The sequence below is a fragment of the Nonomuraea monospora genome (assembly GCF_039531895.1).
Taxonomy (GTDB): domain Bacteria; phylum Actinomycetota; class Actinomycetes; order Streptosporangiales; family Streptosporangiaceae; genus Nonomuraea; species Nonomuraea monospora.
In genome coordinates, this window is the sequence record NZ_BAAAQX010000010.1 from 145,887 (window position 1) to 167,811 (window position 21,925).

17 protein-coding genes are annotated in these 21,925 nt (G+C 72.6%); 8 read left to right on the forward strand and 9 right to left on the reverse strand.

What is annotated here, in order from left to right:
• Position 1: 1 nt before the first annotated feature.
• Together ABD331_RS21550 and ABD331_RS21555 are read right to left on the reverse strand one after the other, a co-directional pair.
• The gene (locus ABD331_RS21550) at positions 2–2,248 is read right to left on the reverse strand and encodes a hypothetical protein (protein WP_344477456.1); all 2,247 of its coding nucleotides are present in this window, start codon (positions 2,246–2,248) and stop codon (positions 2–4) included.
• Between the two features lie 153 nt (positions 2,249–2,401).
• Entirely contained in the window at positions 2,402–5,206 is a 2,805-nt protein-coding gene (locus ABD331_RS21555) for an ATP-binding protein (RefSeq protein ID WP_344477762.1), read from the reverse strand.
• 235 nt (positions 5,207–5,441) lie between these two features.
• Between ABD331_RS21555 and ABD331_RS21560 the strand changes: the two genes are divergently transcribed.
• Both ABD331_RS21560 and ABD331_RS21565 read left to right on the forward strand, forming a co-directional pair.
• On the forward strand, positions 5,442–6,722 hold the full coding sequence (locus ABD331_RS21560) for a DUF5994 family protein (protein WP_344477458.1): 1,281 nt from the start codon (positions 5,442–5,444) through the stop codon (positions 6,720–6,722).
• A gap of 283 nt (positions 6,723–7,005) precedes the next feature.
• Positions 7,006–7,215: a hypothetical protein gene (locus ABD331_RS21565; protein ID WP_344477460.1), complete on the forward strand. Its 210-nt coding sequence runs from the start codon at positions 7,006–7,008 to the stop codon at positions 7,213–7,215.
• Positions 7,216–7,231: 16 nt separating this feature from the next.
• On the opposite strand, the gene ABD331_RS21570 is transcribed toward ABD331_RS21565, so the two are convergent.
• The 3 genes from ABD331_RS21570 to ABD331_RS21580 all read right to left on the reverse strand — a co-directional run bounded on the left by ABD331_RS21570 (position 7,232) and on the right by ABD331_RS21580 (position 10,065).
• Complete coding sequence (locus ABD331_RS21570) at positions 7,232–8,260, reverse strand: SpoIIE family protein phosphatase (RefSeq protein ID WP_344477462.1); 1,029 nt, start codon at positions 8,258–8,260, stop codon at positions 7,232–7,234.
• A 31-nt stretch (positions 8,261–8,291) separates the two neighbouring features.
• The gene (locus ABD331_RS21575; RefSeq protein WP_344477465.1) at positions 8,292–9,155 is read right to left on the reverse strand and encodes an STAS domain-containing protein; all 864 of its coding nucleotides are present in this window, start codon (positions 9,153–9,155) and stop codon (positions 8,292–8,294) included.
• A 115-nt stretch (positions 9,156–9,270) separates the two neighbouring features.
• Positions 9,271–10,065, reverse strand: a complete 795-nt coding sequence (locus tag ABD331_RS21580) for a SigB/SigF/SigG family RNA polymerase sigma factor (RefSeq protein ID WP_344477468.1) — start codon at positions 10,063–10,065, stop codon at positions 9,271–9,273.
• Positions 10,066–10,363: 298 nt separating this feature from the next.
• Here ABD331_RS21580 and ABD331_RS21585 point away from each other — a divergent pair, with 298 nt between their 5' ends.
• Complete coding sequence (locus ABD331_RS21585; RefSeq protein ID WP_344477471.1) at positions 10,364–10,747, forward strand: STAS domain-containing protein; 384 nt, start codon at positions 10,364–10,366, stop codon at positions 10,745–10,747.
• Positions 10,748–10,760: 13 nt separating this feature from the next.
• Here ABD331_RS21585 and ABD331_RS21590 read toward each other — a convergent pair whose 3' ends face one another.
• Genes ABD331_RS21590 through ABD331_RS21600 form a run of 3 tightly spaced genes read right to left on the reverse strand, consistent with a single transcriptional unit; the run spans position 10,761 to position 15,572 of the window.
• On the reverse strand, positions 10,761–13,130 hold the full coding sequence (locus ABD331_RS21590; protein WP_344477473.1) for a beta-galactosidase: 2,370 nt from the start codon (positions 13,128–13,130) through the stop codon (positions 10,761–10,763).
• Complete coding sequence (locus tag ABD331_RS21595; RefSeq protein WP_344477475.1) at positions 13,034–13,723, reverse strand: ATP-binding protein; 690 nt, start codon at positions 13,721–13,723, stop codon at positions 13,034–13,036. Before ABD331_RS21595 ends, ABD331_RS21590 begins: the two co-directional genes overlap by 97 nt.
• On the reverse strand, positions 13,692–15,572 hold the full coding sequence (locus ABD331_RS21600) for a DUF2264 domain-containing protein (RefSeq protein ID WP_344477477.1): 1,881 nt from the start codon (positions 15,570–15,572) through the stop codon (positions 13,692–13,694). The genes ABD331_RS21595 and ABD331_RS21600 overlap by 32 nt, the downstream gene beginning before the upstream one ends.
• Before the next feature lie 60 nt (positions 15,573–15,632).
• Here ABD331_RS21600 and ABD331_RS21605 point away from each other — a divergent pair, with 60 nt between their 5' ends.
• From ABD331_RS21605 to ABD331_RS21625, 5 genes are all read left to right on the forward strand, one after another.
• Positions 15,633–16,679, forward strand: a complete 1,047-nt coding sequence (locus ABD331_RS21605; protein WP_344477480.1) for a substrate-binding domain-containing protein — start codon at positions 15,633–15,635, stop codon at positions 16,677–16,679.
• 105 nt (positions 16,680–16,784) lie between these two features.
• A complete protein-coding gene (locus tag ABD331_RS21610; protein WP_344477483.1) occupies positions 16,785–18,122 on the forward strand; it encodes an ABC transporter substrate-binding protein in 1,338 nt (445 codons plus the stop codon).
• Between the two features lie 70 nt (positions 18,123–18,192).
• Positions 18,193–19,080: a carbohydrate ABC transporter permease gene (locus ABD331_RS21615; RefSeq protein WP_344477485.1), complete on the forward strand. Its 888-nt coding sequence runs from the start codon at positions 18,193–18,195 to the stop codon at positions 19,078–19,080.
• Positions 19,077–19,916, forward strand: coding sequence for a carbohydrate ABC transporter permease (locus tag ABD331_RS21620; RefSeq protein ID WP_344477487.1), 840 nt, complete (start codon positions 19,077–19,079; stop codon positions 19,914–19,916). The genes ABD331_RS21615 and ABD331_RS21620 overlap by 4 nt, the downstream gene beginning before the upstream one ends.
• A 20-nt stretch (positions 19,917–19,936) precedes the next feature.
• The gene (locus tag ABD331_RS21625; RefSeq protein ID WP_344477489.1) at positions 19,937–20,935 is read left to right on the forward strand and encodes a hydroxyacid dehydrogenase; all 999 of its coding nucleotides are present in this window, start codon (positions 19,937–19,939) and stop codon (positions 20,933–20,935) included.
• A gap of 15 nt (positions 20,936–20,950) precedes the next feature.
• Here the strand turns inward: ABD331_RS21625 and ABD331_RS21630 are convergent, their stop codons facing one another.
• Positions 20,951–21,844: a helix-turn-helix transcriptional regulator gene (locus ABD331_RS21630; protein WP_344477492.1), complete on the reverse strand. Its 894-nt coding sequence runs from the start codon at positions 21,842–21,844 to the stop codon at positions 20,951–20,953.
• Positions 21,845–21,925 lie beyond the last annotated feature (81 nt).

The window sequence follows — 21,925 nt, forward strand, 5'->3', positions numbered from 1 at the left end:
GTCACTGGTCCTTCGGTGCGAGCCGGTAGGCGCGGAGGTTGGTCTGCTCGACGGCGTTGCCGTCGCGGTCGGCGGCCTTGATCCGCAGGGCGGCGTACTCACCGCCGCTGGGGCTGGTGAGGGTCGTGGTGAAGCGGCCGTCGCGTCCCCGGTTCGCGGGCTGGGGCTTCGACCACGTCGTGCCGCCGTCGTAGGAGACGGAGACGGTGGCGTTCACCCTGCCGGGGTCGTCCTGGTACTGCTGGTGCCGCACCGTGAAGGCCACCTCGAACGGCTCGCCGGCGGGGGTGGCGTTGTTGACGTCCAGCGGCAGGTCGGGCCGTACGAACAGCAGGGGCAGGAACGAGCAGCGGCGGGTCGGGTCGGGCGCGCACATCACCTGGTCAGGCAGGTCGGCCGCCCGGTCGCGGTCCGTGGTGCGGAAGGTCCAGTCGGTGGTGCTGGTGGCGCCCTCCACCCCGGGGTTGTCGCCGGTCACCTTCAGCCGGTACTCGGCGGGCTCCGGCAGCAGCGGCAGGTCCAGCAACTGCGTGAGGCGCTTGCCGTCGCCCCGGGGCGCCGAGGTGAAGGCGAGCGCGCCGTCGCGGTAGAACTCCACCTGCGCGGGTCCGTCGAGGGCCGAGCGGTAGTGGCCGGGGGTGGAGTCGGCGTACGGGTCGAGGTACAGCAGGCCCAGATCGTCCTGCCGGCAGGCCACGCACACCTGCTCCAGCGCGCCGGTGACGTTCGTGTCAGGCGTGTCCTGGATCCCGATCAGGGCCTCCTGCGTGAACGGCGCGCTGCTGGAGGGCACCTGCGGGCCCTTGTTCCAGGTCTCGGCGACGCGCCGGCCCGGCCGGATGAGCCGGCGCTCCCCGAGCAGGCGCAGCCCCAGGTCCGGTCGCAGGATGGGCTCCCAGACGACCTTGCCGGGGGCGTTGCTGTACCAGTAGTCGGTGCGCCTGCCGCCGTCCAGGGGAGCGGTGACGCCGAACGTGGTCTGCGTCCACGGCAGGTAGACCATGCTCAGGAGCTCCGGGTGCTGGGAGCCGGCTCCCGGGGTGTTGTGGATCGTGGAGTCCACGGTCGTCAGGTCCGAGCGCCTGACCTCGCGGGTGAGCGAGGCCGGCACGCCGCCGGGCTCGTGGAAGACCGCCTTGTACGTGGGGTCGTTCCCGCTGGGACCGCCGACCGAGGTCATGGCGAGGAAGTCCAGGCTGCCCTTGGTCACCCGCTCGGTGGGGGTGGCGTACAGGGTGTGGACCCCGAAGTCCCCGCCCGAGACCAGGCGCATCAGGAACAGCGCCGTGACCGAGTTGCCGAAGGGCGGGTTGCCGACCTGGCCGCCCTGGACAGTGGTGCGGTTGTAGGTGATGAGGTCGTACTGCGTGCGGCCGGTCCCGTCCACGCCCTCGAACGTCGCCTGGTACGGCACGGCCTTACGCGCGTCCAGCGTGAGCGCCATGTCCCCGGTGACGGAGAACTCCGGCTCGATCACCAGCGCACCGGTGGAGCTCCAGTCCAGGACGGGGCCGGTCAGGACGCTGGCCTCGATGCTGTAGTCGCCCGCCGGCACGCTGAAGACGGCCTGGGAGGTGCCCTCCACGCCGCTGCCCACCTGGAACATCGTGAACGTCGGGTCGTCCAGGCTGTGGATGGTGCCGAGCATGACGCCGGGCTTGCCGTCGCGGTCGATGGAGTCGACGGTGACCGTGTGGTACTCGGGGAAGCCGGCCTGCGCCGCCATCGGATCGGCGGGTAAGGCCGGGGCGCCCTCGGGCCGGGCCAGCGTGACGCGGCCTGTTCCCGGCTTCCGCCCGGCCTTCCACGCGCCGGCCAGCTCCCTGCCGAAGCCTTCCGCGTCCTTCTTGGGCAAGGAACTGGACCGCGCGCCGAGCGTGGCCACGCCGCCCAGCTCGACCTGGACCGGCACGGCGTCGGTGTGCGCGTCGTCGAGGCCCGCGCGCACCAGGTAGCTGACGTTGAACAGGCGGACGTCCAGCGTCCCGCCGAGGAACGGGGCGGCCTCGGCGGGGATGACGTACTCGTCGCCGTTCAGGGTGAGCTGGGCGAACACGCCGTCACCCGGGTCGATGACGGTGGCGCCGCCGGTGCGGTCCACCCGCACCTTGTCGCCGGTCACCAGCGTGACCGTGGTGCCGGGCCCGGCCTGCCGCGGGGGTTCTGCCGTGGCTTCGGCGGCGCCGAGCCCGGTGACCAGCGTGAGTGCGAGACAGGCCGCGCCCAGCCGGGAGGTTGACCTGATCATGCCTTGACCCAGCCGTCCTTGTCGTCTTCTTCCTCAGGCGCGAGCTGTGCGTCCTCGTCCTCTTCTTCGATGGGCTCGTTCTCGGGCTCGTGTTCATCGGGCATGCGAAGATCGTGACGAACGGGACAATCGGCTAGCTATGCGGGAGATCCCTCATTCCGCCGTGACGGCATCCCCCATACGGGCCAGCTCGATCCGCGAGCGCAGGCCGAGCTTGCGCAGGACGGCGCTGAGATGCCGCTCCACCGTCTTGGCCGACAGGAACAGCTCCTGCGCGATCTCCTTGTTGGTCAGCCCGGACGCGGCCAGCCGGGCGACGTCCCGCTCGCGGGGCGACAGGGCGTCGCCGTAGCCGCGGGTGCCGCCCCGGTGCCTGGCAGGCAGCGACAGGCCGCGCTCGCGCGCCAGGCGGGCCGCGCGGTCCAGGTCCCGGCGGGCGCCGAGCGTCTCGTAGGCGTCGACGGCCCGCCTGAGCTGCTCGTCCGTCCCGGCCCGCTCCCTGGCCTGGGCCGCCTCGTACGGGCACTGGACGGCCTCGTACAGGTCGGCCGCGGCGGCGAAGTGGCCACCGGACGGGTTGAGGAAGCCGCGGGCGTGCCGCAGCGCGGCGGGGGCCAGCGGCGCGGCCAGGCCCGCGATCGCCTGTTCCGAGCGGGCCACCAGGTCCGCGGCCTCCTCGGCGCGCCCGGCCGCCACCATCGCCTCGGTCAGTGCGGGCAGGATCCGCACCTCCGAGGGCCGCAGGCCGCGCTCGATCCACGACTCGATCAGCGGCAGGGCGTCCGCCACCGCCCCCTCCGGCTCGCCGCGCGCCACGGCCTGCCGCAGCAGCGCGGTGGCCAGCAGCGACGTCTCGTCCACCCTGCCGGGGACCTCGGTCATCAGCCGGCGGATGCCGGGCTCGCCGCCGGCCGCGTCGGCGCGGGCCAGCGCCAGGCAGGCGGCCACGGTCGCCGCCGCGTACCTGTCCTTGGGCCGCTCGCTGAGCCGCTCGGCCAGCAGGGCCGTCTCGGCGTCCAGCCCGTCCCAGGAGCCCGCGCAGTAGTCGGCCACCGCCAGCGCCGAACGGCACCGGTCGATCATGTCGCCGCCGCTCGCCGGAGCCAGCGGGGCCGCGCCGTCCAGCGCCACGCGCAGGATCGTCTGCGCCCGGACGTGGTCCCCGACGAAGGCCAGCGCGGAGCCGATCGAGTAGTAGGCGTTGACCTTCGCCCGGTGCCAGGCCCGGTGCCCGACGCTCCTGCGCACCTGTTCGATGAGGTCGGCCCAGCGCGGGTCGCCCATCAGCACCATGCTGCTGGTGATCTTGCCGAGCACGAAGATCTGCAGGTGCGGGTCCTTGACCGCGGGCAGGACGGCCAGCGTCCTGTCCATCCAGTGCCGGTCGGCGGTCCTGGCGTCCCGCCCCATGCTCAGGACGAGCATCATCCGCACCGCCAGCTCGGGCTCTGCCTCGACGTCGAGGTCCGCCGCCACCGCGGCCAGCGCCTCGAACCAGGGGTCGGAGCCCTGTCCCGCCGCGTCCTTGAGGTAGATCAGCAGCAGGGTCAGCTCGGCGCGCACGATCGGCGAGGGGCCCTGCTCCAGCGCCAGCACCAGCAGGTCGATGACGTCGGGGATGTACAGCAGCCCCTCGGCCGCCCAGGCGAGCTTGACCGTCAGCCGCCCCCGGTGCTCCGCCTCCAGCGGGGCGTGCCGCAGGACCGCCTCCAGGATCCTGACGACCTCGGCGTCGTCCCCCAGCCGCCGCACCTGGTCGGCGGCCCGTTCCGCGGCCTCGACCCAGGCCGCCATGTGCCCGGCGCGCCGGTGGTGGTGGGCCAGTTGCCCGAGCGGCACCAGCGGCATCGCCTCCACCGCGGCGGCGGCCCTGGCGTGCAGGTCGCGCCGCCTGGCCGCCGGGATGTCCTCGTACACCGCCTGCGCCGCCAGCACGTGCCTGAACGCCGCCGTCTCGCCGCGCGCGGCCAGCAGCCCGTGCTCCACCGCCTCGTCCAGCCCGTCCAGCGCGCTCTCGTACGGCAGGCGGGCGGTGGCCGCCAGCACCTCGACCGGCATCGGCTCGTGCAGCACCGAGGCCGCCCTGACCACCGCCTCGGCCTGCGGCGACAGGCGGCCCACCCGCTCCAGCACCGGGTCGCGCACCCCGGCGGGCACGTCCAGCCTGGCGATGGTCCTGCGCGCCCACTCGCCGCCCCGGTGCATGAGCGTGCCGCGCTGGCGCAGCAGCGCCACCAGCTCCTGCACCGCCAGCGGGACGCCGGAGGCCCGCTCGCACAGGTGCTCGGCGAAGTCCAGGGAGATCTCCTCGGCGTCCAGGATCGCCGCCGCCAGCGCCCTGGTCTGCGCCACGTCCATGGGCGCCAGCCGTACGCGGGCGTGGGCGACGGCCCTCGGCAGGCGGGCGGTCACCGCGCGCAGGTCGGCCGAGGCCTCCTCGGCGCGGTAGGTCAGCACCACGGCCAGGTCCGGCGGCGGGGCGGACAGCAGGTAGCCGAGGAACTCCACGGTCTGCTCGTCGGCCCAGTGCAGGTCCTCCACCACCAGCACGGCCTGGCCCAGCGCGCGCAGGATCTCACCCAGGCCGCGGAAGACCCGGTGGCGCTCGCCCGCGCGGTCGTCCAGCGGCTCGGGCGGCTCCGGCAGGCGCTCGGCCAGCTCGGGCAGGAGCGGGCGCAGCGCGCCCGCGACCGGTGACAGGCCGGTCAGGTCGTCGGGCACCTCGCGCAGCGCCTCGACGATCGGGCCCAGCGGGAACGGCTCCCTGATCCTGGCGCAGCCGCCGGTCAGGACGCGCAGACCGGTGCGGGGCAGCTCGCCCACCAGGCGGGTCTTGCCCATGCCCGCCTCGCCCTCGACCACCGCCACCGATGGGGTGTTGGAGACGGTCTCGGTCAGGAGGGCCAGTTCACCGGCGCGGCCGACGAGCGTCGGCGAGATCATCGGCCGCTGATGCATCACGTCTGTTCCCTGCTCGACCCAATGCCTAGATCACACAAATACCACAAAATCCCCTTTCCGGCCCGTCCCTTTCCCCAGGTGGAGCTGGGCGGTGTCCTCCTCCACGCACCGGTGCCGCCCCCTCGCGGGCGGCGTAGGCTGGGTTACCTGGGACATTTCGCATGTCGGCATTCGCGTCGGCGTCGCCCCGGACACAGCCGGCCCTCGACCGCCGGAGACAGGCGGCACACCGATGCCGAACCGCCACCCGCCAGCGACCCCCACCACCCTCCATCCGGCCCGGGTGTTCCTCGAACCCACGCTGACCCGCGACGGAACCCTCGACGGGGCCTGGTGGCCGCACTCCAACGACCTGCCTCGCGAGCTGCGCGCCCTCGTCCGCGTCCTGGAGGATCGGCTCGGTCCCATCCTGCGGGTCAGGCTCGACACCACCGCCTGGGAAGAAGTTCCGGCCCACCTGCTCATCGACGGCCGTTTCGTCCGCATCAGCGGCTTGCCGGCCACGCCCAACACCATCAGGGTGATCCGCGGCAGCCAGGATGGCTTCATGCTCCTGGTGATCCCGCCGCACACCGCCGGCCCGATCGCGGCGGCCGCGATGAGAACCGCCGCGCGCACGGGCAACACGCTGTCCGCCGACGAGATCCTCGACTCCGTCCGCCCGCTCCCTTCGCTCTCCCCGCCGGGGACGCGGACGCGCCGCTACCGGGACGGCGACCGGGAGGCGGTGCTGGCGCTGGTCGACGCCGATCGGCTGCCCGGCCAGCCGCCGTGCACCCCGCGCATGCTCGACGAGGCGGTGGCCGGAACCTCCCACCCCGGTCCCTGGTCCGGTCTCGAACCTCCCACGACCGACGTGCTGACGGCCGCCGACGGCCACGTCACGGGGGTCGTGGCGTACGCGGCGCACCGCGACCACGGCGCGGGACAGCTCCTGTGGCTGCACGGGCACGAGATGCTGGACGTCGTCGAAGCGCTCGTCCTGCACACCCTGCACCGGCTGGGCGGCGGCGGGCTCGTGCACGCCTTCACCGCCGCGCCGTGCCTGGGCGTGGCCGGCCTGCCGACGGCACGCCGGCCCGTGACCAGGAAGGTGCTCGAACACGCGGGCTTCGCCGCGCGCAACTCCTGGCGCTGCCTGCGCCGCACGGCACCGGCCGCCTCCCGCGTTCCCGCGCGTTCCAGGGTCGAGGTCCTCACCAGCACCACCCCGCCGGGCTGGTGGCTGAAGTCCAGGGACGACGACGCCTCCGCCGAACTGGTCGTCCAGCAGCCGGGCGACGGCCTCGGCGTCCTGTGGTGGTTCGGCGCCGCCGCCGGCCACGCCGACGAGGAGCTCGAACGGGAGCTGCTGTCGCGGGCGGACGCCCTGCTGCACGACCACGGCGCAAAGCAGACGATCCTATACGCGGCGGGCGATCCCGAACCGTCCTGGGCGCTGTTCGGCGCCGCCGGCTTCGAGGAGATCGACCATCTGGTCTCCTTCACCCGGCCTGACGCCTCCACCGGCTGACCTGGCCCCCGCCCGTTCCCCCCAGCGACCGAAGGAAGGAAGTGCGATCATCGCCACCCGTCCCGTCTCCTCGTCCGAGCAGCCGGTCCGGCAGGCAGGCCGCCGGGTCAGCGAGGCGAAGCTGGGCTCGCGCGGCCAGCCGGCCACGGACACGGCCCCCTGGATCTGCCCGCACGGCTCGCACGCCGGCAACGGCTGTGTCGCCTGCTACCACGCCTTCTCCGAGGCGGATCCGGGCCTGCCGATGTGGACGATCGCGGTGTGGTTCACCTCGGAGCGGCCCGTGCCGATCAGAGTGCTGAAGGACGTGCGCCGCCACGGCCATCGCTTCGCGCTCGACCAGCCGTCCACCCCGCTGGTCTACCTCCTCAGCGGGCAGTCGCGGGCGGCCACGGGCACGGAGGCGATCGCCGGGCTGGTCGGGTTCCTGCTCGACAACCGCAACATCGTCGACGCGTTCACCGTGACGGAGATCCGCGCCGTCACCTCCTGACGCGCGCCCGCCGTTCTCACGAGGTGACCTTGAGCGCGAGCACGCAGGCGTCGTCCCGGCGGGTGCCCGCGTCCCGCAGCAGCGTGGTCGCCACGACCGCGGGGGAGTGCGAGGTCAGGCCGGGGAAGGCGGCGGTGTCCCATCGGCCGGACAGCCCGTCGGAGTGCATCACGATCATGCTGTGCGGCGGGGCGGCGTACTCGTACTCGCGTAACGTCCTGCTGCGCCCGCCGGCGATGCCCGGCAGCGAGATCAAGCCCTGCCGGCCCCCGGGGCGGACGATCCAGGCCGCGATGTTGCCCATGCCGGCGAAACGCACGTGCCCGCTCGCCCGGTCGAGCCGGGCCACCGCCACCGCGGCGCCCCTGCTCGCCCGCAGCGCCTGGTCCAGCCGCTCCAGCAGCGGGACCGGCGGCAGCTCGCCGTGGCTCTGGAAGACCCGCACGGCCCGGCGCGAGGCCTCCGCCGCCGGCTCGCCGTGGCCGAGCCCGTCGCACACCATCGCCACCGCCGTCTCGGGCGTGTCGAAGCAGGCGAAGGCGTCACCGCAGACGCTCTCCTCCCCGATGGGCCTGCTCAGCCCGCTCACCCGCGACCTCGGCGGCGGCCGGTCGTCGGCGGTGAAGTGCATCGAGATCACGGTGCCACGGCCCGGGACGGAATAGATGTCGTGCGCCGAGGCCATCCGCGTCATGCCGCCCAGCCCGACCCCCAGGGTGCCCACGGTGGAGTAGCCGTCGCGCAGCGCCCTGCCGAGATCGGCGATCCCCGGCCCCCTGTCCAGGGCCAGAACCTCGACGGCCGCCGCCTCGGCCCCCGTCTCTCCCAGATAGGGGTGCGGCCGGATCAGCATCATCCCCTCCACCGCGTGCTTGACCAGGTTGGAGGCCGCCTCGCTCACCGCGATGGCCACCCGCTCGCGGGCGACCACGCCGAAGCCCAGCGCTCCCGCCAGCACGGTCGCGGCGCGGCGCACCGCCCCGATCGCGCCGGCCTGCTCCACCCGCGACCACGTCTCGTGCCCGGAGCGGATCAGCCCCTCCACGTGGCCACCACCATGGCCCGGTGCGACGCCATCAGGCCGGTTCCAATCCGGCGGCGAACCGCTCGCCGGCCGCCGGGGTGATGCCCACGCCGCTGCGCCGCAGCGCGTACGCCAGCGCGTCGGCCAGCGAGGCCTTGGTGACGATGTCGCCGAAGTCGATGCCCAGCATGACGATCGTCTGGGCGATCTGCGGCCGGACCCCGGAGATCACGCACTCGGCGCCCATCAGCCGCGCCGCCACCACCGCCTTGAACAGATGCTGCGCCACCTCGGTGTCCACCGCGGGCACCCCGGTGATGTCGATCACCGCGTGTCCGGCGCCGGTCTCGGTCAGCCCCTGCAGCAGCTTGTCCATGACCACCTGCGTACGGGCGGAGTCCAGCGTGCCCACCAGCGGCACCGCCAGAATGCCGTCCCACAGTTTGACCACGGGGGTGGACAGCTCCAGCAGTTGCTCGGCCTGACCGGAGATGATCCGCTCGCGGGCGGCGACGTAGGTCTCGAACGTGAACAGGCCCACCTCGTCGACGAATTCGGAGAACCAGAGGAAGCCGCGCAGGACCGCGACGTCCTCGCCCGGCTCGACGACCTCGTGGACCGCTCGCTTGAGACTGAACACCATGGCCGCGGTGTCGGACGGGGTGAACCCCTCGCGGGCCCGGCCGCGGGACAGCTCGGCGAGCAGCCCGCGCAGGTCGCTGGTGTCGCCGCCCGGCTCCAGCGAGCGGCACAAAGCCTGGTAGATGTCCGCGAGCCGGTCGGCCAGCAGCAGGCGATCGGCGTGGCCGCCGCAGTTGACGGCGGCCAGCTCGACCCAGCGCCGCAGAACGTCCTCACCCCGGTCCTTCAGGAGCACTTCGATGCGGCGCCGGCCGGCGTCACCGTGAACGGTCATGACGTGCTCCCGTGGGGGCATAGGCAATATCTCGTTGTATGACCGTGCAGGCTACACGGCTTCGTGGGGCGCCCCGCCCGCGCGCGACGTCCCGCGGCGGCGGGCGCCGATCCGTTCAGGCCGCCGCGCGGGGGGCGCCGTCCATGGTGGTGAGCGACGCGCGCAGCTTGGTCAGCACGGCACGCAGGATCCGGGAGACGTGCATCTGCGAGATGCCGAACTCGGCCGCGATCTCCGCCTGGGTGAGGCTGCCGTGGAAGCGCAGGAGCAGGATGTGCTTCTCCCGCTCCGGCAGCGCGTCGATGAGCGGCTTGACGGCGTGCGCGTCGATCAGCGTGTCCAGCGACCGGTCGTGGTCCGGGATGAGGTCGGCCAGGCAGGCGGAGTCGGACTCGTCCGAGCCGACGGGCGCGTCCAGGGACAGGGTGCTGTACGCGGTGGCGGCCTCCAGCGCCAGCAGCACCTCCTCCTGCGGAAGGTCCATCTTGGCCGCCACCTCGGCCACCGTCGGGGAGCGGCCCAGGTCCTGGGTGAGCTCGGCGGTGACCCGGTTGAGCTCCGAGCGGCGCTCCTGGAAGACGCGCGGCACCCGGATCGCCCAGGTGCGGTCGCGGAAGTGCCGCTTGACCTCGCCGGCCATCGTCACGGCCGCGTAGCCGCGGAACTCGTGCCCGAGCCCGGCGTCGAAGCCGTTCATCGCCTTGACCAGGCCCACGTAGGCCGCCTGCCGGAGGTCCTCCGCCGGTTCGCCGCGATTGCGGTAACGACGCGCGATCTCGGTCACCAGGCCCTGATGCATCTCCACCAGCCGCTCGCGCAGCCTCGTCCGGTCGGGCGGGCCGACGCCCGGATCGACCATGGCGGCGAGGAGTTGCTCGGCGGTGAGCTGCTCGATGTTCTGGACGGTCATGGTGTGCCCTGCTTCCAGTTGCGGCAGTCGTCGCGTCCAGGGATGTCCACACCGGCGCACGCCTCGTACCTTCGAGCGAGACGAAGCCCTCTGCTGGACCTCGTCTTACCCCTTGCCGGTGCGAGCCGCCCTAATCCAACCAGCGGGTATGAATGTGATCTCGGGCGCGCAGGATCGGTGCGCCGCCGGGGTAGCCTGGGGGCACCGAGGACATTTCGTGCGTTGGCATCCAGGTCGGCGTCGCCCACGGCGATAGACGATCCAGGGCTTCGCGCGAGCCCGGTCAGGCCAGGCAGCCATGACGCCGTCCCCCCGATCCCCCGCCGAGGCACCTTCCCCGGCGTCCACCGGCGACCTGACGGGTCCGGTCACCCCATCGGCGGCGGTGGCCGGGGGCCAGGAGACGCCCACCACCGTCCTGCTGTCCGGCGACATCGACATCTTCACCAGCGCTGCCCTGCGCGGGCACCTCCTGGACACCCTCAGGACCAGCGCGAGCGTGCTCGTGCTCGACCTGTCCGGCGTGACGTACTGCGACGCCGGCGGCCTGGCCGTGCTGATCGGCGTCCAGCGCCGGGCGCGGGCTCAGGGCGTCACCGTGGCCGTCGTCGCGCCGCCCCCGTTCCTGTCCCGGCTGCTGCGCGTCACGGGCCTGGGCCGCAGCCTGCGGATGGTGGCTTGAGCGCGAGGCCCGTTCAGGTGGCGGGACCCCTGAAGACGGCCCGCCGCTCGTCCCCGGCGATCACCGTGCGGGGCACCGGGACGAGGGTGACCGAGCGCAGCTCCAGGGCGGGACGAGCGGCGGGCCGCACCTGCGGCGAGACGAACACGGGCGCGTCGCCGCCCAGGGGGAGCAGCCTCAGCTCGATCCCGTGCTCCAGAACCTCCTCGCGGAAGCGGCGCAGCCCGATCTCCCACGCGGGGCCGTACCAGAACTGGTCGGCCACCAGCTCGCCACCGACGTAGGCGCGGCCCACGTCGCCGGCCCAGTCCAGACGCAGCAGCACCTCCTCCTCACCCGTGAAAGCCTCCGGAGGGACGGTGACGCGGTACACGGCGGCCTGGCCGAAGTCCGCGTCGGTGGGCGCGGAGGCCCGTCCGGACGCGGGATCGATCACCGGCTCCCGGACCGGACCGGCCTGCCCGACCTGCTCCACCTTCACCTCGGCCGCCTGCCCGGCGGGGGCAGCCGCGGCCACCAGGCCGAACACACCGTCTCTCCGCGTCGCGAAGGCCGGAGCGGGGAAGACCCGCACGTCGGCGGACCCCTGCCCGTAGACCACCAGCCGGCCCTCGTCGATCACCACGGGCCGCTCGCTGAGCACCAGCCGGTCAGCCCCCCAGAGCCGCCCCCGGGCGGCGGTCAGGGCGTCGGCGGCGTCCAGCACCAGGACGGCCGCGCTCCCACCGGCGGCGTCACGCACCCGCACCAGGCATCCAGCGCCCGGCGCGAGATCGGTGACGACCAGGCGGTCACCGTCGTGCTCCACCGTCGCGGGCCCCTCGACCCCGGCGACGGTGGCGGCGTCGAAGACGAGCTCCACCGGGATGCCCGCCGTACGGCAGAAGACGTGCACCGGCTCGCCGGCGTCCAGCACCCCCATGGGCTGCGCGGTGGCGGTCAGCAGCAGGCTGCCGCCGACCGGGCGGGCGAGCGGCCAGACGAAGTACGCCCCGGACGGCACCGTCACCGGCTCACGCGGCACGACCAGCTCACGGCCGTCCAGCTCGACCGCGAACCGCACCTCCTCGTGGGCGGGCAGCGTCTCGACCGGCTGGTGGTTGTTGACGAACAGGAACCCCGAACGGCCGTCGGAGCGCACGCACCAGCGCAGCGTCTCCCGGTCGGCGGTGTCGCCGGGGGCGTCCTGCGGCATCGCCAGCGTCATGGTGGCCAGGTCAGGCCCGTCGGCGGCCAGCCACAGATGTTGCAGCCGCAGGTGGTGGAAGGACGCGCGGAACTGGCCGTACTCGCCGAGTGGCGCCTGGAAGTCGTAGTTGATCACCGGGCAGTCGTTGGGGTAGCCGGTGGCGTGCGACTCCTGCAGCGTGGACAGCGCGCCGATCTTCTGGGACGCCCCGTGGTACATGTAGTAGCCCTGCCACACCGACCCGCTGCCCAGCTTCACCAGCCCGAGCGCGGCGATGTCGGCGGCCTCGACGATCGGCCGGCGGTGGTAGGAGGTGTACATGCCGCCGCCCAGCTCGCAGGTGGCGAAGGGGTAGCGCGCCAGGTGGCTCTCGTCCGAGCCGGTCACCTCGGTGGTGCGCAGGTCGGAGCCGATGGAGTCGTCGTCGCGGCCGGGGCCGAAGAAGTAATGGGCCCGGCTCTGCTGCGGCCACCCGTCGTGGGCGGTGTCCCACGCGGCCTCCGGGTACCCGCCGAACAGCGGGATCACCTCGTCCGGCGGCAACTGCGCGTGCCCCCACCCGGTCGCCGTCCACAACGGGGCGTCGATGCCCGCCGCCCGGGCGAGGCGCTTCAGCGTGACGAGATGCCCGGGCTGGTCGTACAGCTCGTTCTCCACCTGCACCCCCACCACCGGGCCGCCGTGCTCGCGGGTCAGGCCGGCGAGCTGGGCGCCGATCTGCTCGAACAGCGGCCTGACCAGGTCGAGGTAGCGGGGATCGTCGGTGCGCGGCACACAGTCGGCCGCCAGCAACCAGTCGGGGAAGCCGCCGTTGCGCGACTCCCCGTGCCCCCACGGCCCGATCCGCACCACCACGTCCAGCCCCAGCTCGGCACAGACGGTCACGAAACGGCGCAGGTCGCGGTCGCCGCTCCAGTCGAAGACGCCGCGCCGCTCCTCGTGCAGGTTCCAGAAGATGTACGTGGCGACGGCCGTCACCCCGCCCGCTCGCACCTTCAGCAGCTCTTCCCGCCACTCGGCCGCGGGGTAGCGGGCGTAGTGGAACTCTCCCATGATCGGGAACCACGGCCGGCCTCCTCGGCTGAGGTGCCGGGAGTTCACGGTGATCGCATCGGGGCGGTCGGGGAGATCCCCCAGGTGGAGGTGGCCTTCCACGGGTGGGGGGAGCTGGCTCGGGATGTCGATTCGCCGCACGGTTGCACCTTTCCTTCAGGATTATGATTGATAGGAAAAGTACTGCCTGTCCGGTCGAGGCCGCCCAGCCGCAGCTCGGGCAGGCCGGGAGCGTCGAATTCGTCCCTGGCCGCGAACACCATCGCGACACCGTCGGCCGCCACCCGGCGTGCCGTGAACAGCAACGCGTCGGCGGAGGCGGCGTCGAGCCAGTGCGCGTCGTCGATCAGGCAGGCCACCGGCCGCTCTCCTGCCAGCTCCGACAGCAGGCTCAGCACGGCCAAGCCGACGAGGAACCGGCTCGTGCCGGTGGCCTCGGCCAGGCCGAGCGCACCCCGTAACGCCGACGCCTGCACGGCGGGCAGCGTGCCGAGGCGGTCGAGCGCGGGACGCAGCAGCATCTGCAGACCGGCGAACGGCAGCGACGCCTCGGCCTCCACCCCGGTCGCCCGCAGGACGCGGACGTCGCAGGCCCGCCGCACGAGCTGGTCGAGCAGGGCCGACTTGCCGATGCCCGCCTCACCGCGCAGGACCAGGACGCCGCTCCGGCCCGCCCTCGCCTGGTCGAGCAGCCGCGCGACCTCAGCCAGCTCCGCTTCCCGCCCCCGCAACATGCCCAGAATCTATCCGTACGTCGTGATGTTCGCCGTCGGGCCAGATCACGGTCACCTGATCGGCGGCGACCTCGACACGCACCTGACCCCCGGAGGCTCCGCCCCGCCCCAGCACGGCGACCGACACCGCCCAGCCGTCCTCGGTGACCCCCTCCAGCGCGGGCACGAGCGCAGGACGCCCGAAGGCGGTCCCCTCAGGAGCCCGCATCACGGTGGCGGTGTCATAACCGTGCAACCCGTACAGCTCGGAACAGAGCCCGTCCCGTCCCCTGAGAACGACGGTCGAGGCGCCGCACTCGGCCGCGGCGTGGGGGAGCGCCCAGCCCGTCTGCCGGACCTCCGACCCAGGGCCGACCAGGTGGATCCGCACCTCCACCGCACCCCGCAGCACGCTGACGCTCCCGATCCCGCCCGCGACGGACCCCGCCCAGACGATCTCGCCACCCTCGCGCCGCCCGGCACCGGACGGTGTCAGCGGCCCGCGCGGCGCGAGGGTCCCGTCGGCGCGGACGATCCCGAAGTGGTTGTCGGGCACGTCGCCCGCGCTGGTGGGGCCGGTGTGGCTGGAGTAGGCGTAGCGGTCGTAGAGCGGGTCGTCGCGATCGTGCCGGATGCCGTGGTTGAGCACCCTGGCCAGTCCGTCGCCGTTCGCCGCCACGAACCCCGGCCCCTCCAGCGCCGCCGCCCCGGCGGGGCCGGGCTCCTCGGTCGCCGTCCAGAGCGGATGGCCGGGCGGGGCCAGCAGCCCGGCGAACGCCTTGGCCGCCCAGTACGGCGAGGCCGACCCCGAGTACGGCTGCAGCGTCGCCTCGTGCGGCCCGAACCATCCCAGCGTCAGCAGGTTCTCCGGCGACAGCATGTCGTGCTCCAGGAAGTGCCGCACGGCGCCGGAGGCCAGCCGCCGGGTCGCTCCGGGGGACAGGGGAGTCTCGCCCGTCACGGCGCCGAGCATGAGCGCGGCGAGGGTGGCGAAGCGGTAGGTCATCGACCGCCCCAGGTAGAGCGGCTCGCCGCCGGATCCGAAGGTGAGCGCGTAGCTGTCCAGGAACGTGCGCAGACGCCCGTCGTGTTCGGGCATCGGCGTCTGGGACAGCAGCCCGTACAGGACGGGGTAGAAGTGCAGCGCCCAGCCGTTGTAGTGGTCGAAGGCCCGGTTGTCGCCGTCGGTGTACCAGCCGTCGCCGGAGTACCAGCCCTCGATCTTCGTCAGCCCGCGCTCGATCGCCGCGTGCGCGGCCCGCTCGTGCAGCCCGGCGGCGGCGAGGAAGCCGCCGACGGTGACGGGGAACAGCCACCAGTTGTTGTTCGCGGGCTCGTGGTCGAACACGGTGGCCAGGTAGCCGCCGAGCCGCTCGCGCTGGCCGCCGGTGAGGGTGTCCCACAGGTGCTCGCGGGTCAGCCAGAGCCCCAGCGCCAGGGACGCCGACTCCACCATGGGCTGAAACCGGTCGGCCACGGCGGGCCAGACGTCCGGCCCGCTGACCAGCCCCGCCCGGTACGGCTCCAGCAGCTCGGCGGGCCCGCCCCCGGCCACGCGGAAGGCCGCGATCAGGAACGGCCTGGCGAATCCCTCCATCCCCTCGCAATCGGACCAGCTCGCCCGCCCCGGCAGCCGGATCGTCGCGCCGTCCGCCGACCGGTACGGCTCCACCGCCGCCAGCAGCCCGTCGGCCAGCGCCTCCCAGTGGGCCCTGGTCCACCCGGTGTACGGGCTGAGCGTGCGGTCTTCCGGCGGCAGGGAGAGCATGACGGGACTCCAGATCAGAGGCAGGGGCAGCGCGGGCCGACTGTAGTGGGCGGCCTCGCCGTCCCACAAGAGCGTCTGATCGAACGAAAGAAGAACGCTCATAACGAAACCTGTCTCCGCTAGGATCTCTCTCATCGATCCGGCCCCCCGAAGGAGCCTCACTTGTCCGTCGAGCAGCGTCACCGACTCATCCTCCGTCAGCTTCGCGACCGGGGCTCGGTCCGCCTGACCGAGCTGGCCGAGGTGCTCGGCGTCTCGCTGGTCACCCTGCGCAGGGACGTCGAGCACCTGGCCGGGCAGGGCCTGCTGATCCGGGTGCACGGCGGCGTCACGCTGCCGCCGGCCGCCGAGCAGGCCCCGGCGGGCCAGGCCGCAGCCGGGCTGACCATCGGCATGCTGGTGCCGTCGGCCCACTACTACTACCCGGGGGTGATCAAGGGGGCGCAGGAGCGGGCGGCCCAGGCCGGGGCGCGGCTCGTGCTGGGCATCTCCCGCTACGAGGACGACGAGGACCGCGCGCAGGTGCGCCAGCTCGTCGAGGGCGGCATCGACGGGCTGCTGCTGACCCCGAGCAGGCAGCCGGACGACTCGCACGTCGGCTGGCTGGCCGGGCTGCACGTGCCGGCCGTGCTGGTGGAGCGGCGCACCGAGCTGGCCGGCCCCGCCTCGATGCTCGACTCGGTGGCCTCCGACCACGCCCACGGCGCCCATCTCGGCGTGCGGCACCTGGCCGAGCTGGGGCACCGGCGGCTGGCGCTGGTCGCCTACGAGAGCCCGACCACGCCGAGGATCAAGGCGGGCGTGCTGGCCGGCGCGGCGGCGCTGCGCCTGGAGCCGCCGAGGGAGCTCGTCATCGACCGCGAGCGTCCCGTGGAGCAGCTCATCGAGCGGGTGCTGCGGCTGGTGCGCGAGGACGGCGTGAGCGGGCTGATCGTGCACAACGACGAGGACGCGCTCACGCTGGTGCGCCAGCTCGGGGCGGCCGGCGTGGAGATCCCCGGCGAGGTGTCGCTGGTGGCCTACGACGATGAGGTGGCGAGCTTCTGCTCGCCCTCGCTCACGGCGGTCGCGCCGCCGAAGCTGCACGTCGGCCGGTGTGCCGTGGACATGTTGATCATGCGGATCACCGAGGGCCCCGCCACCCCGGGGCGGCACCTGGCGTTGCTGCCCGAGCTGCGCGCCCGCGAGTCCTCGGCCGCGCCGCGCTGATCGGGTTTCGAAGCTATTTCGTTACGATCGATTCGATCGTAACGACTGGACAACTGCCATGAGTTGAGCGAATGATGCCCTAACGATCGACTCGGAGGTTGTGTGATGAAACGGAAGCACGTCGCCAGTGTGGCCGCGCTCGTGCTGGCGGCCACGGTGCTGGCGGGCTGCGGCAGCGGAGCGAACGGCGGCGGGGAGACCGGCGGCGGGGAGACCGGCGGCGGGGAGGGCAAGCCCGCGGCCGGTCCCGAGCGGATCGTGTTCTGGGGCTGGGCCAAGGGCACCAAGGAAGTGGTCGACGCCTTCAACAAGGCGCACACCGACATCCAGGTCACCTTCGAGGAGATCCCCTCGGGCAACGCCGGCGGCTACGCCAAGTTCTCCAACGCCATCAAGGCGGGCAACGCCCCCGACCTGATGTCGGTGGAGTATCCGCAGGTGCCCGACTTCGTCACGCAGGGCGCGCTGGAGGACATCACCTCCCAGGCCGCGGACGTCAAGCCCAAGTACCCGGCCAGCGTCTTCCAGCTCGTCGAGCTGGGCGGCAAGACCTGGTCGCTGCCGCTGGACGCCGCGCCGCAGGTCTTCATCTACCGCAAGGACCTGTTCGCCAAGCACCAGATCGAGGTGCCGAAGACCTGGGACGACTTCAAGGCCGCCGCGGAGAAGGTGAAGAAGGCCGACGACAAGGCCCGTATCGGCAGTTTCTTCCCCGACGACCCCAACCTGCTGGCCACCTTCGCCTGGCAGGCCGGCGGCAAGTGGTTCGGCTCCGACGGCGACGCCTGGAAGATCACCATCGACGACGAGCCCACGAGGAAGGTCGCCGCCTACTGGCAGGATCTGATCAAGAACGACCTGGTCAAGGTGCAGCCCACCTTCAGCCAGGAGTGGATCTCCTCCATCGCCAAGGACGAGGTGTGGGGCTACCTCGGCGCCAACTGGTCGGCCGGCATGATCAAGAGCAACAACGCCCCGCAGAGCGGCAAGTGGACGGTCGCGCCCGCCCCCAACTGGGGCACGCCCGCCAGCGGCATGTTCGGCGGCACCACGTACGCGGTCAGCAAGGGCAGCGAGCACGCCGAGGCGGCCGTCAAGGTCGCCAAGTGGTTCACCGGCGCGCCCGAGGCGTGGCAGGCCCGGCTCGGCTCCGGCACCTCCAGCGCGTTCCCCGCCCAGGCCGGCCTCGTGCCGGTCGCGGCGAAGAGCTTCGACACCGCCTTCTACGGCGGCCAGGACATCTACCAGGTCTTCCGCGAGTCCTACGACACCATCCAGGGCGGATGGGCGTGGGGGCCCAGCATGGTGCAGGTGCTGACCTCGTTCAAGGACCGGCTCGGGCAGGTCTCCGGCGGCACCACCACCGTGCCCGACGTGCTGACCCAGGTGCAGGCCGACACGGTCGCCGAGGTCAAGGGACGCGGGCTGGCCGTCGCCCCCTGAAGCCCGCCCCGCCCCGCCGCCCGCCGGGACTGCCCGGCGGCGCGGCGGGACCCCGCCTGGAAGGAAACCGATGTCCCCCACCACGCGATCGAGCGGCGCACGCTGGGCGGTCCTGCTGCTCACCGCGCCGTTCTTCGTGCTGTTCACCGCCGTCGTCCTGGCCCCGCTCGGCTACGCGCTCTGGCTGAGCCTGTTCAAGGAACAGTCGTCGGGGCTGGGGTTCGGCGGCACCGAGAGCGTCTTCAACGGCCTGGGCAACTACCTCGTCACCCTGGCCGACCCCGCCTTCCTCGACGGCTTCACCGTCGTCGCGCTGTACGCCGTCCTGTACATCCCGCTCATGCTCGGCGGCGCGCTCGCGCTGGCGCTGCTGCTCGACTCCGGCGCCGCGCTGCTGCGCAGGTTCTTCCAGCTCGCGCTGTTCATGCCGCACGTCGTGCCCGGCGTGATCGCCGGCCTGATCTGGCTGTACCTGTACCTGCCCGGCATCAGCCCCATCGTGGCCGCCCTCCGCGACGGCGGCATCGCCTGGGACTTCCTCGGCGACCACGCGCTCAGCTCCGTCGTCAACGTCGCCGTGTGGGAGTGGATCGGCTACAACATGATCATCTTCTTCGCCGCGCTGCAGGCCGTCCCGCGCGAGGTGCTGGAGGCGGCCACGATCGACGGCGCCGGCCCGGTACGGGTGGCGCTGCGGGTCAAGCTGCCCCTCATCAGGGGCGCGTTCATCACGGCGCTGCTGTTCACCATCATCGGCTCCCTCCAGCTCTTCAACGAGCCGATGGTCATGGACGGCGTCAGCGACGGCATCGTCAGCACCTGGACCCCGAACATGTACGCCTACGCCGAGGCCTTCGGCAAGAACGACGTCGGCCAGGCCGCCGCCGCCTCGCTCCTGCTCGCCGCGCTGGCCGCAGTCCTGTCCTACTTCGTCACCAAGTGGGGGAACAAGAAGTGACCTCCCGCCTCCTGTCCAGGACAGCGGTCAACGTCTTCCTGCTGGTCGCCGCCGTCTACACGCTGCTGCCGCTGACCTGGCTGCTGTTCGCCTCGACCAAGTCCCTGTCCGACCTGTACTCCACCCCCGGCTTCGCCTTCGCCGGGTTCGACCTCGGCGCCAACCTCACCGCCGTGGCCTCCGAGGGCGACGGCATCTTCTTCCGCTGGTACCTCAACAGCCTCCTGTACGCAGGCGGCGGCGCCGCGCTCGGCGCGCTCATCAGCGTCGCCTGCGGCTACGCCTTCGACAAATACTCCTGGCCCGGCAAGGAACGCCTGTTCGGGCTGGTCCTGCTCGGCGTGCTGGTGCCCACCACCGCCACCGCGATCCCGCTGTACCTGCTGGCCGCCGAGGCCGGCGTGGTCAACTCGTTCTGGTCGGTGTTCGTCCCGGCGCTCGTCCACCCGTTCGGCGTCTACCTGGCGCGCGTCCTGTCCACCGGGTACGTGCCCGGCGAGGTGCTGGAGGCGGCCCGATCCGACGGCGCGAGCGAGCTGCGCACCTTCGTCTCGGTCGCGCTGCCCATGCTCAAGGCCGCGTACGTGACGATCTTCCTGTTCCAGTTCACCGGGATCTGGAACAACTTCTTCCTGCCCCTGGTGATGCTGTCGGACCAGCACCTGTTCCCGCTCAGCCTCGGCCTGTACTCCTGGAACACCCAGGTCACCTCCTTCCCCGAGTACAGCACGCTGGTCATCACCGGATCGCTGCTGTCGGTGGTGCCGCTGCTGCTGGTCTTCGTGTTCCTGCAGCGGTTCTGGCGGGCCGGGATGACGGCGGGCAGCGTCAAGTGAGCACTTCTCCGGGGGACAACATGATCGAAAAGCCCAGGACCCTGCTGGCCATGGGCCGGCGGGTGGGCGAACGGCTGCTCACCGCGCCGGTGCGCGAGCGGCTGGTCCAAGTCGCCGACGTGGATCCGTACCTGGTGGCCGACGACTTCACCGACCCCCGCGTGCGGGCGGCGCTCGCCGGGACGGAGGTCCTCTACACGAGCTGGGGCTGCCCGCCGATCACCGCCGCAGTGCTCGCCGCCGCACCCCGCCTGCGGGCCGTCGTGCACGCGGCCGGGTCGGTCAAGGGCCACGTCACCCCGGCGTGCTGGCAACGCGGGCTGCTCGTCTCCTCGGCCGCCTCGGCCAACGCGGAACCGGTCGCCGAGTACACACTCGCCGCCATCCTCTTCGCCGGCAAACGAGTGCTGGAGATCTCCCGCCTCTACCGCGAGCACCGCGACGAGCTCGACTGGGACACCCGCTTCCCCGGCTTCGGCAACTACCGCAGAACGATCGGCATCGTCGGCGCCTCCAGGATCGGCCGCCGGGTCATCGAACTGCTGCGCCCGTTCGAGCTGGACGCGCTCGTCGCCGACCCGTACCTGACCGACGACCTCGGCGTGCCGCACGTGGAGCTCGACGAGCTCCTCACCCGCAGCGACGTCGTCAGCCTGCACGCGCCCGCCCTGCCCGAGACCCGCCACCTGATCGACGCCGCCCGGCTGGCCCGCATGCGCGACGGCGCCACCCTGATCAACACGGCCAGAGGCGCGCTGGTCGACCAGGACGCGCTCATCGCAGAACTGACCGCCGGCCGCCTGTACGCGGTCATCGACCACACCGAGCCGGAGATCCTGCCGTCCGGCTCGCCGCTGTACGACCTGCCGCACGTGCTCCTCACCCCGCACATCGCCGGGTCGCTCGGGGGCGAGCTGGCGCGGATGGCGGAGCTGGCTCTGGATGAGTTGTCCCGGTACGCGCGCGGGCTGCCGTTCGCACACGGGGTGTCCGCCGAGACGCTCGCCCGCATCGCCTGACCCTGGACGCGCCGATCAGCGTGACTGTCTCTCCTGGTCATGGCGTTGATCTTCGGGCGTGCCGGCTTGAGCGGTGTCGAGCGTGGCGGCCCAGCTCGCGAGCAGACGCAACGCGTCGTGCGACGGGGTGTCAGGGGCGGCGGTGTAGACGGTCAGGCTCAGGCCGGGGTCGGCGTGCAGGTCCATCGACTCGTAGTCCAGCGTGAGGTCGCCGATCGCGGGGTGGTGGAAGGTCTTCGTGCCGGTGTGGTGCAGGCGGACGTTGTGCTGCGCCCACCGGGCGCGGAAGTCGGCGCTGCGGGTGGACAGCTCGCCGATGAGCTGGGTGAGGTCGGTGTTGTACGGGTCGCGGCCGGCCTCGGTGCGGAGCAGGGCGGCGGTGATGTCGGCGGCGGTGTCCCAGTCGGGGAAGAAGCCGGGGCCTGCCGGGTCGAGGAACTGGAAGCGCGCGATGTTGGCGGTGCCCGGCATCCGGTAGATCGGCCAGTACATGGCGCGGCCGAGCCGGTTGGCGGCGACGATGTCCATGCGGCCGTTGCGGATGATGGCCGGGGCGTCCGTCATCGCGTCCAGCATGCGTCGCAGCCCGGTGCGGACCTTGTGGGCCGGGCGGCGGGCGCGGGGCCGGGTGCCGGCGGCGCGGGCCAGGTCGAACAGGTGGGCGCGTTCGGCGTCGTCGAGCTGCAGGGCCCGGGCGACGGCGTTGAGCACGTCCTCGGAGACGCCGCTGATGTGGCCCTTCTCGAGACGCGTGTACCAGTCGGTGCTCACCCCGGCCAGCACGGCGACCTCCTCGCGGCGCAGGCCGGGCACCCGGCGCCGGCCGCCCGGGGCCAGGCCCGCCTGCTGCGGGGTGATGCGGGCGCGACGGCTGATGAGGAAGTCGCGGATCTCGTCTCGGTTGTCCACCTTCTCCACTGTAGGGAGGGGGCGCGGGCGTAAGGGGGTAGAGGTTGTCCCCCCGATGAACGCGCATGGCCCGCCCAGCAC

Bases quoted from the DNA above. Each gene is read 5' to 3' on its own strand.
- ABD331_RS21550 (WP_344477456.1), bottom strand. From the start codon at position 2,248: ATGATCAGGTCAACCTCCCGGCTGGGCGCGGCCTGTCTCGCACTCACG.
- ABD331_RS21555 (WP_344477762.1), bottom strand. From the start codon at position 5,206: ATGCATCAGCGGCCGATGATCTCGCCGACGCTCGTCGGCCGCGCCGGT.
- ABD331_RS21560 (WP_344477458.1), top strand. From the start codon at position 5,442: ATGCCGAACCGCCACCCGCCAGCGACCCCCACCACCCTCCATCCGGCC.
- ABD331_RS21575 (WP_344477465.1), bottom strand. From the start codon at position 9,155: ATGACCGTTCACGGTGACGCCGGCCGGCGCCGCATCGAAGTGCTCCTG.
- ABD331_RS21580 (WP_344477468.1), bottom strand. From the start codon at position 10,065: ATGACCGTCCAGAACATCGAGCAGCTCACCGCCGAGCAACTCCTCGCC.
- ABD331_RS21585 (WP_344477471.1), top strand. From the start codon at position 10,364: ATGACGCCGTCCCCCCGATCCCCCGCCGAGGCACCTTCCCCGGCGTCC.
- ABD331_RS21595 (WP_344477475.1), bottom strand. From the start codon at position 13,723: ATGTTGCGGGGGCGGGAAGCGGAGCTGGCTGAGGTCGCGCGGCTGCTC.
- ABD331_RS21600 (WP_344477477.1), bottom strand. From the start codon at position 15,572: ATGAGCGTTCTTCTTTCGTTCGATCAGACGCTCTTGTGGGACGGCGAG.
- ABD331_RS21610 (WP_344477483.1), top strand. From the start codon at position 16,785: ATGAAACGGAAGCACGTCGCCAGTGTGGCCGCGCTCGTGCTGGCGGCC.
- ABD331_RS21615 (WP_344477485.1), top strand. From the start codon at position 18,193: ATGTCCCCCACCACGCGATCGAGCGGCGCACGCTGGGCGGTCCTGCTG.
- ABD331_RS21625 (WP_344477489.1), top strand. From the start codon at position 19,937: ATGATCGAAAAGCCCAGGACCCTGCTGGCCATGGGCCGGCGGGTGGGC.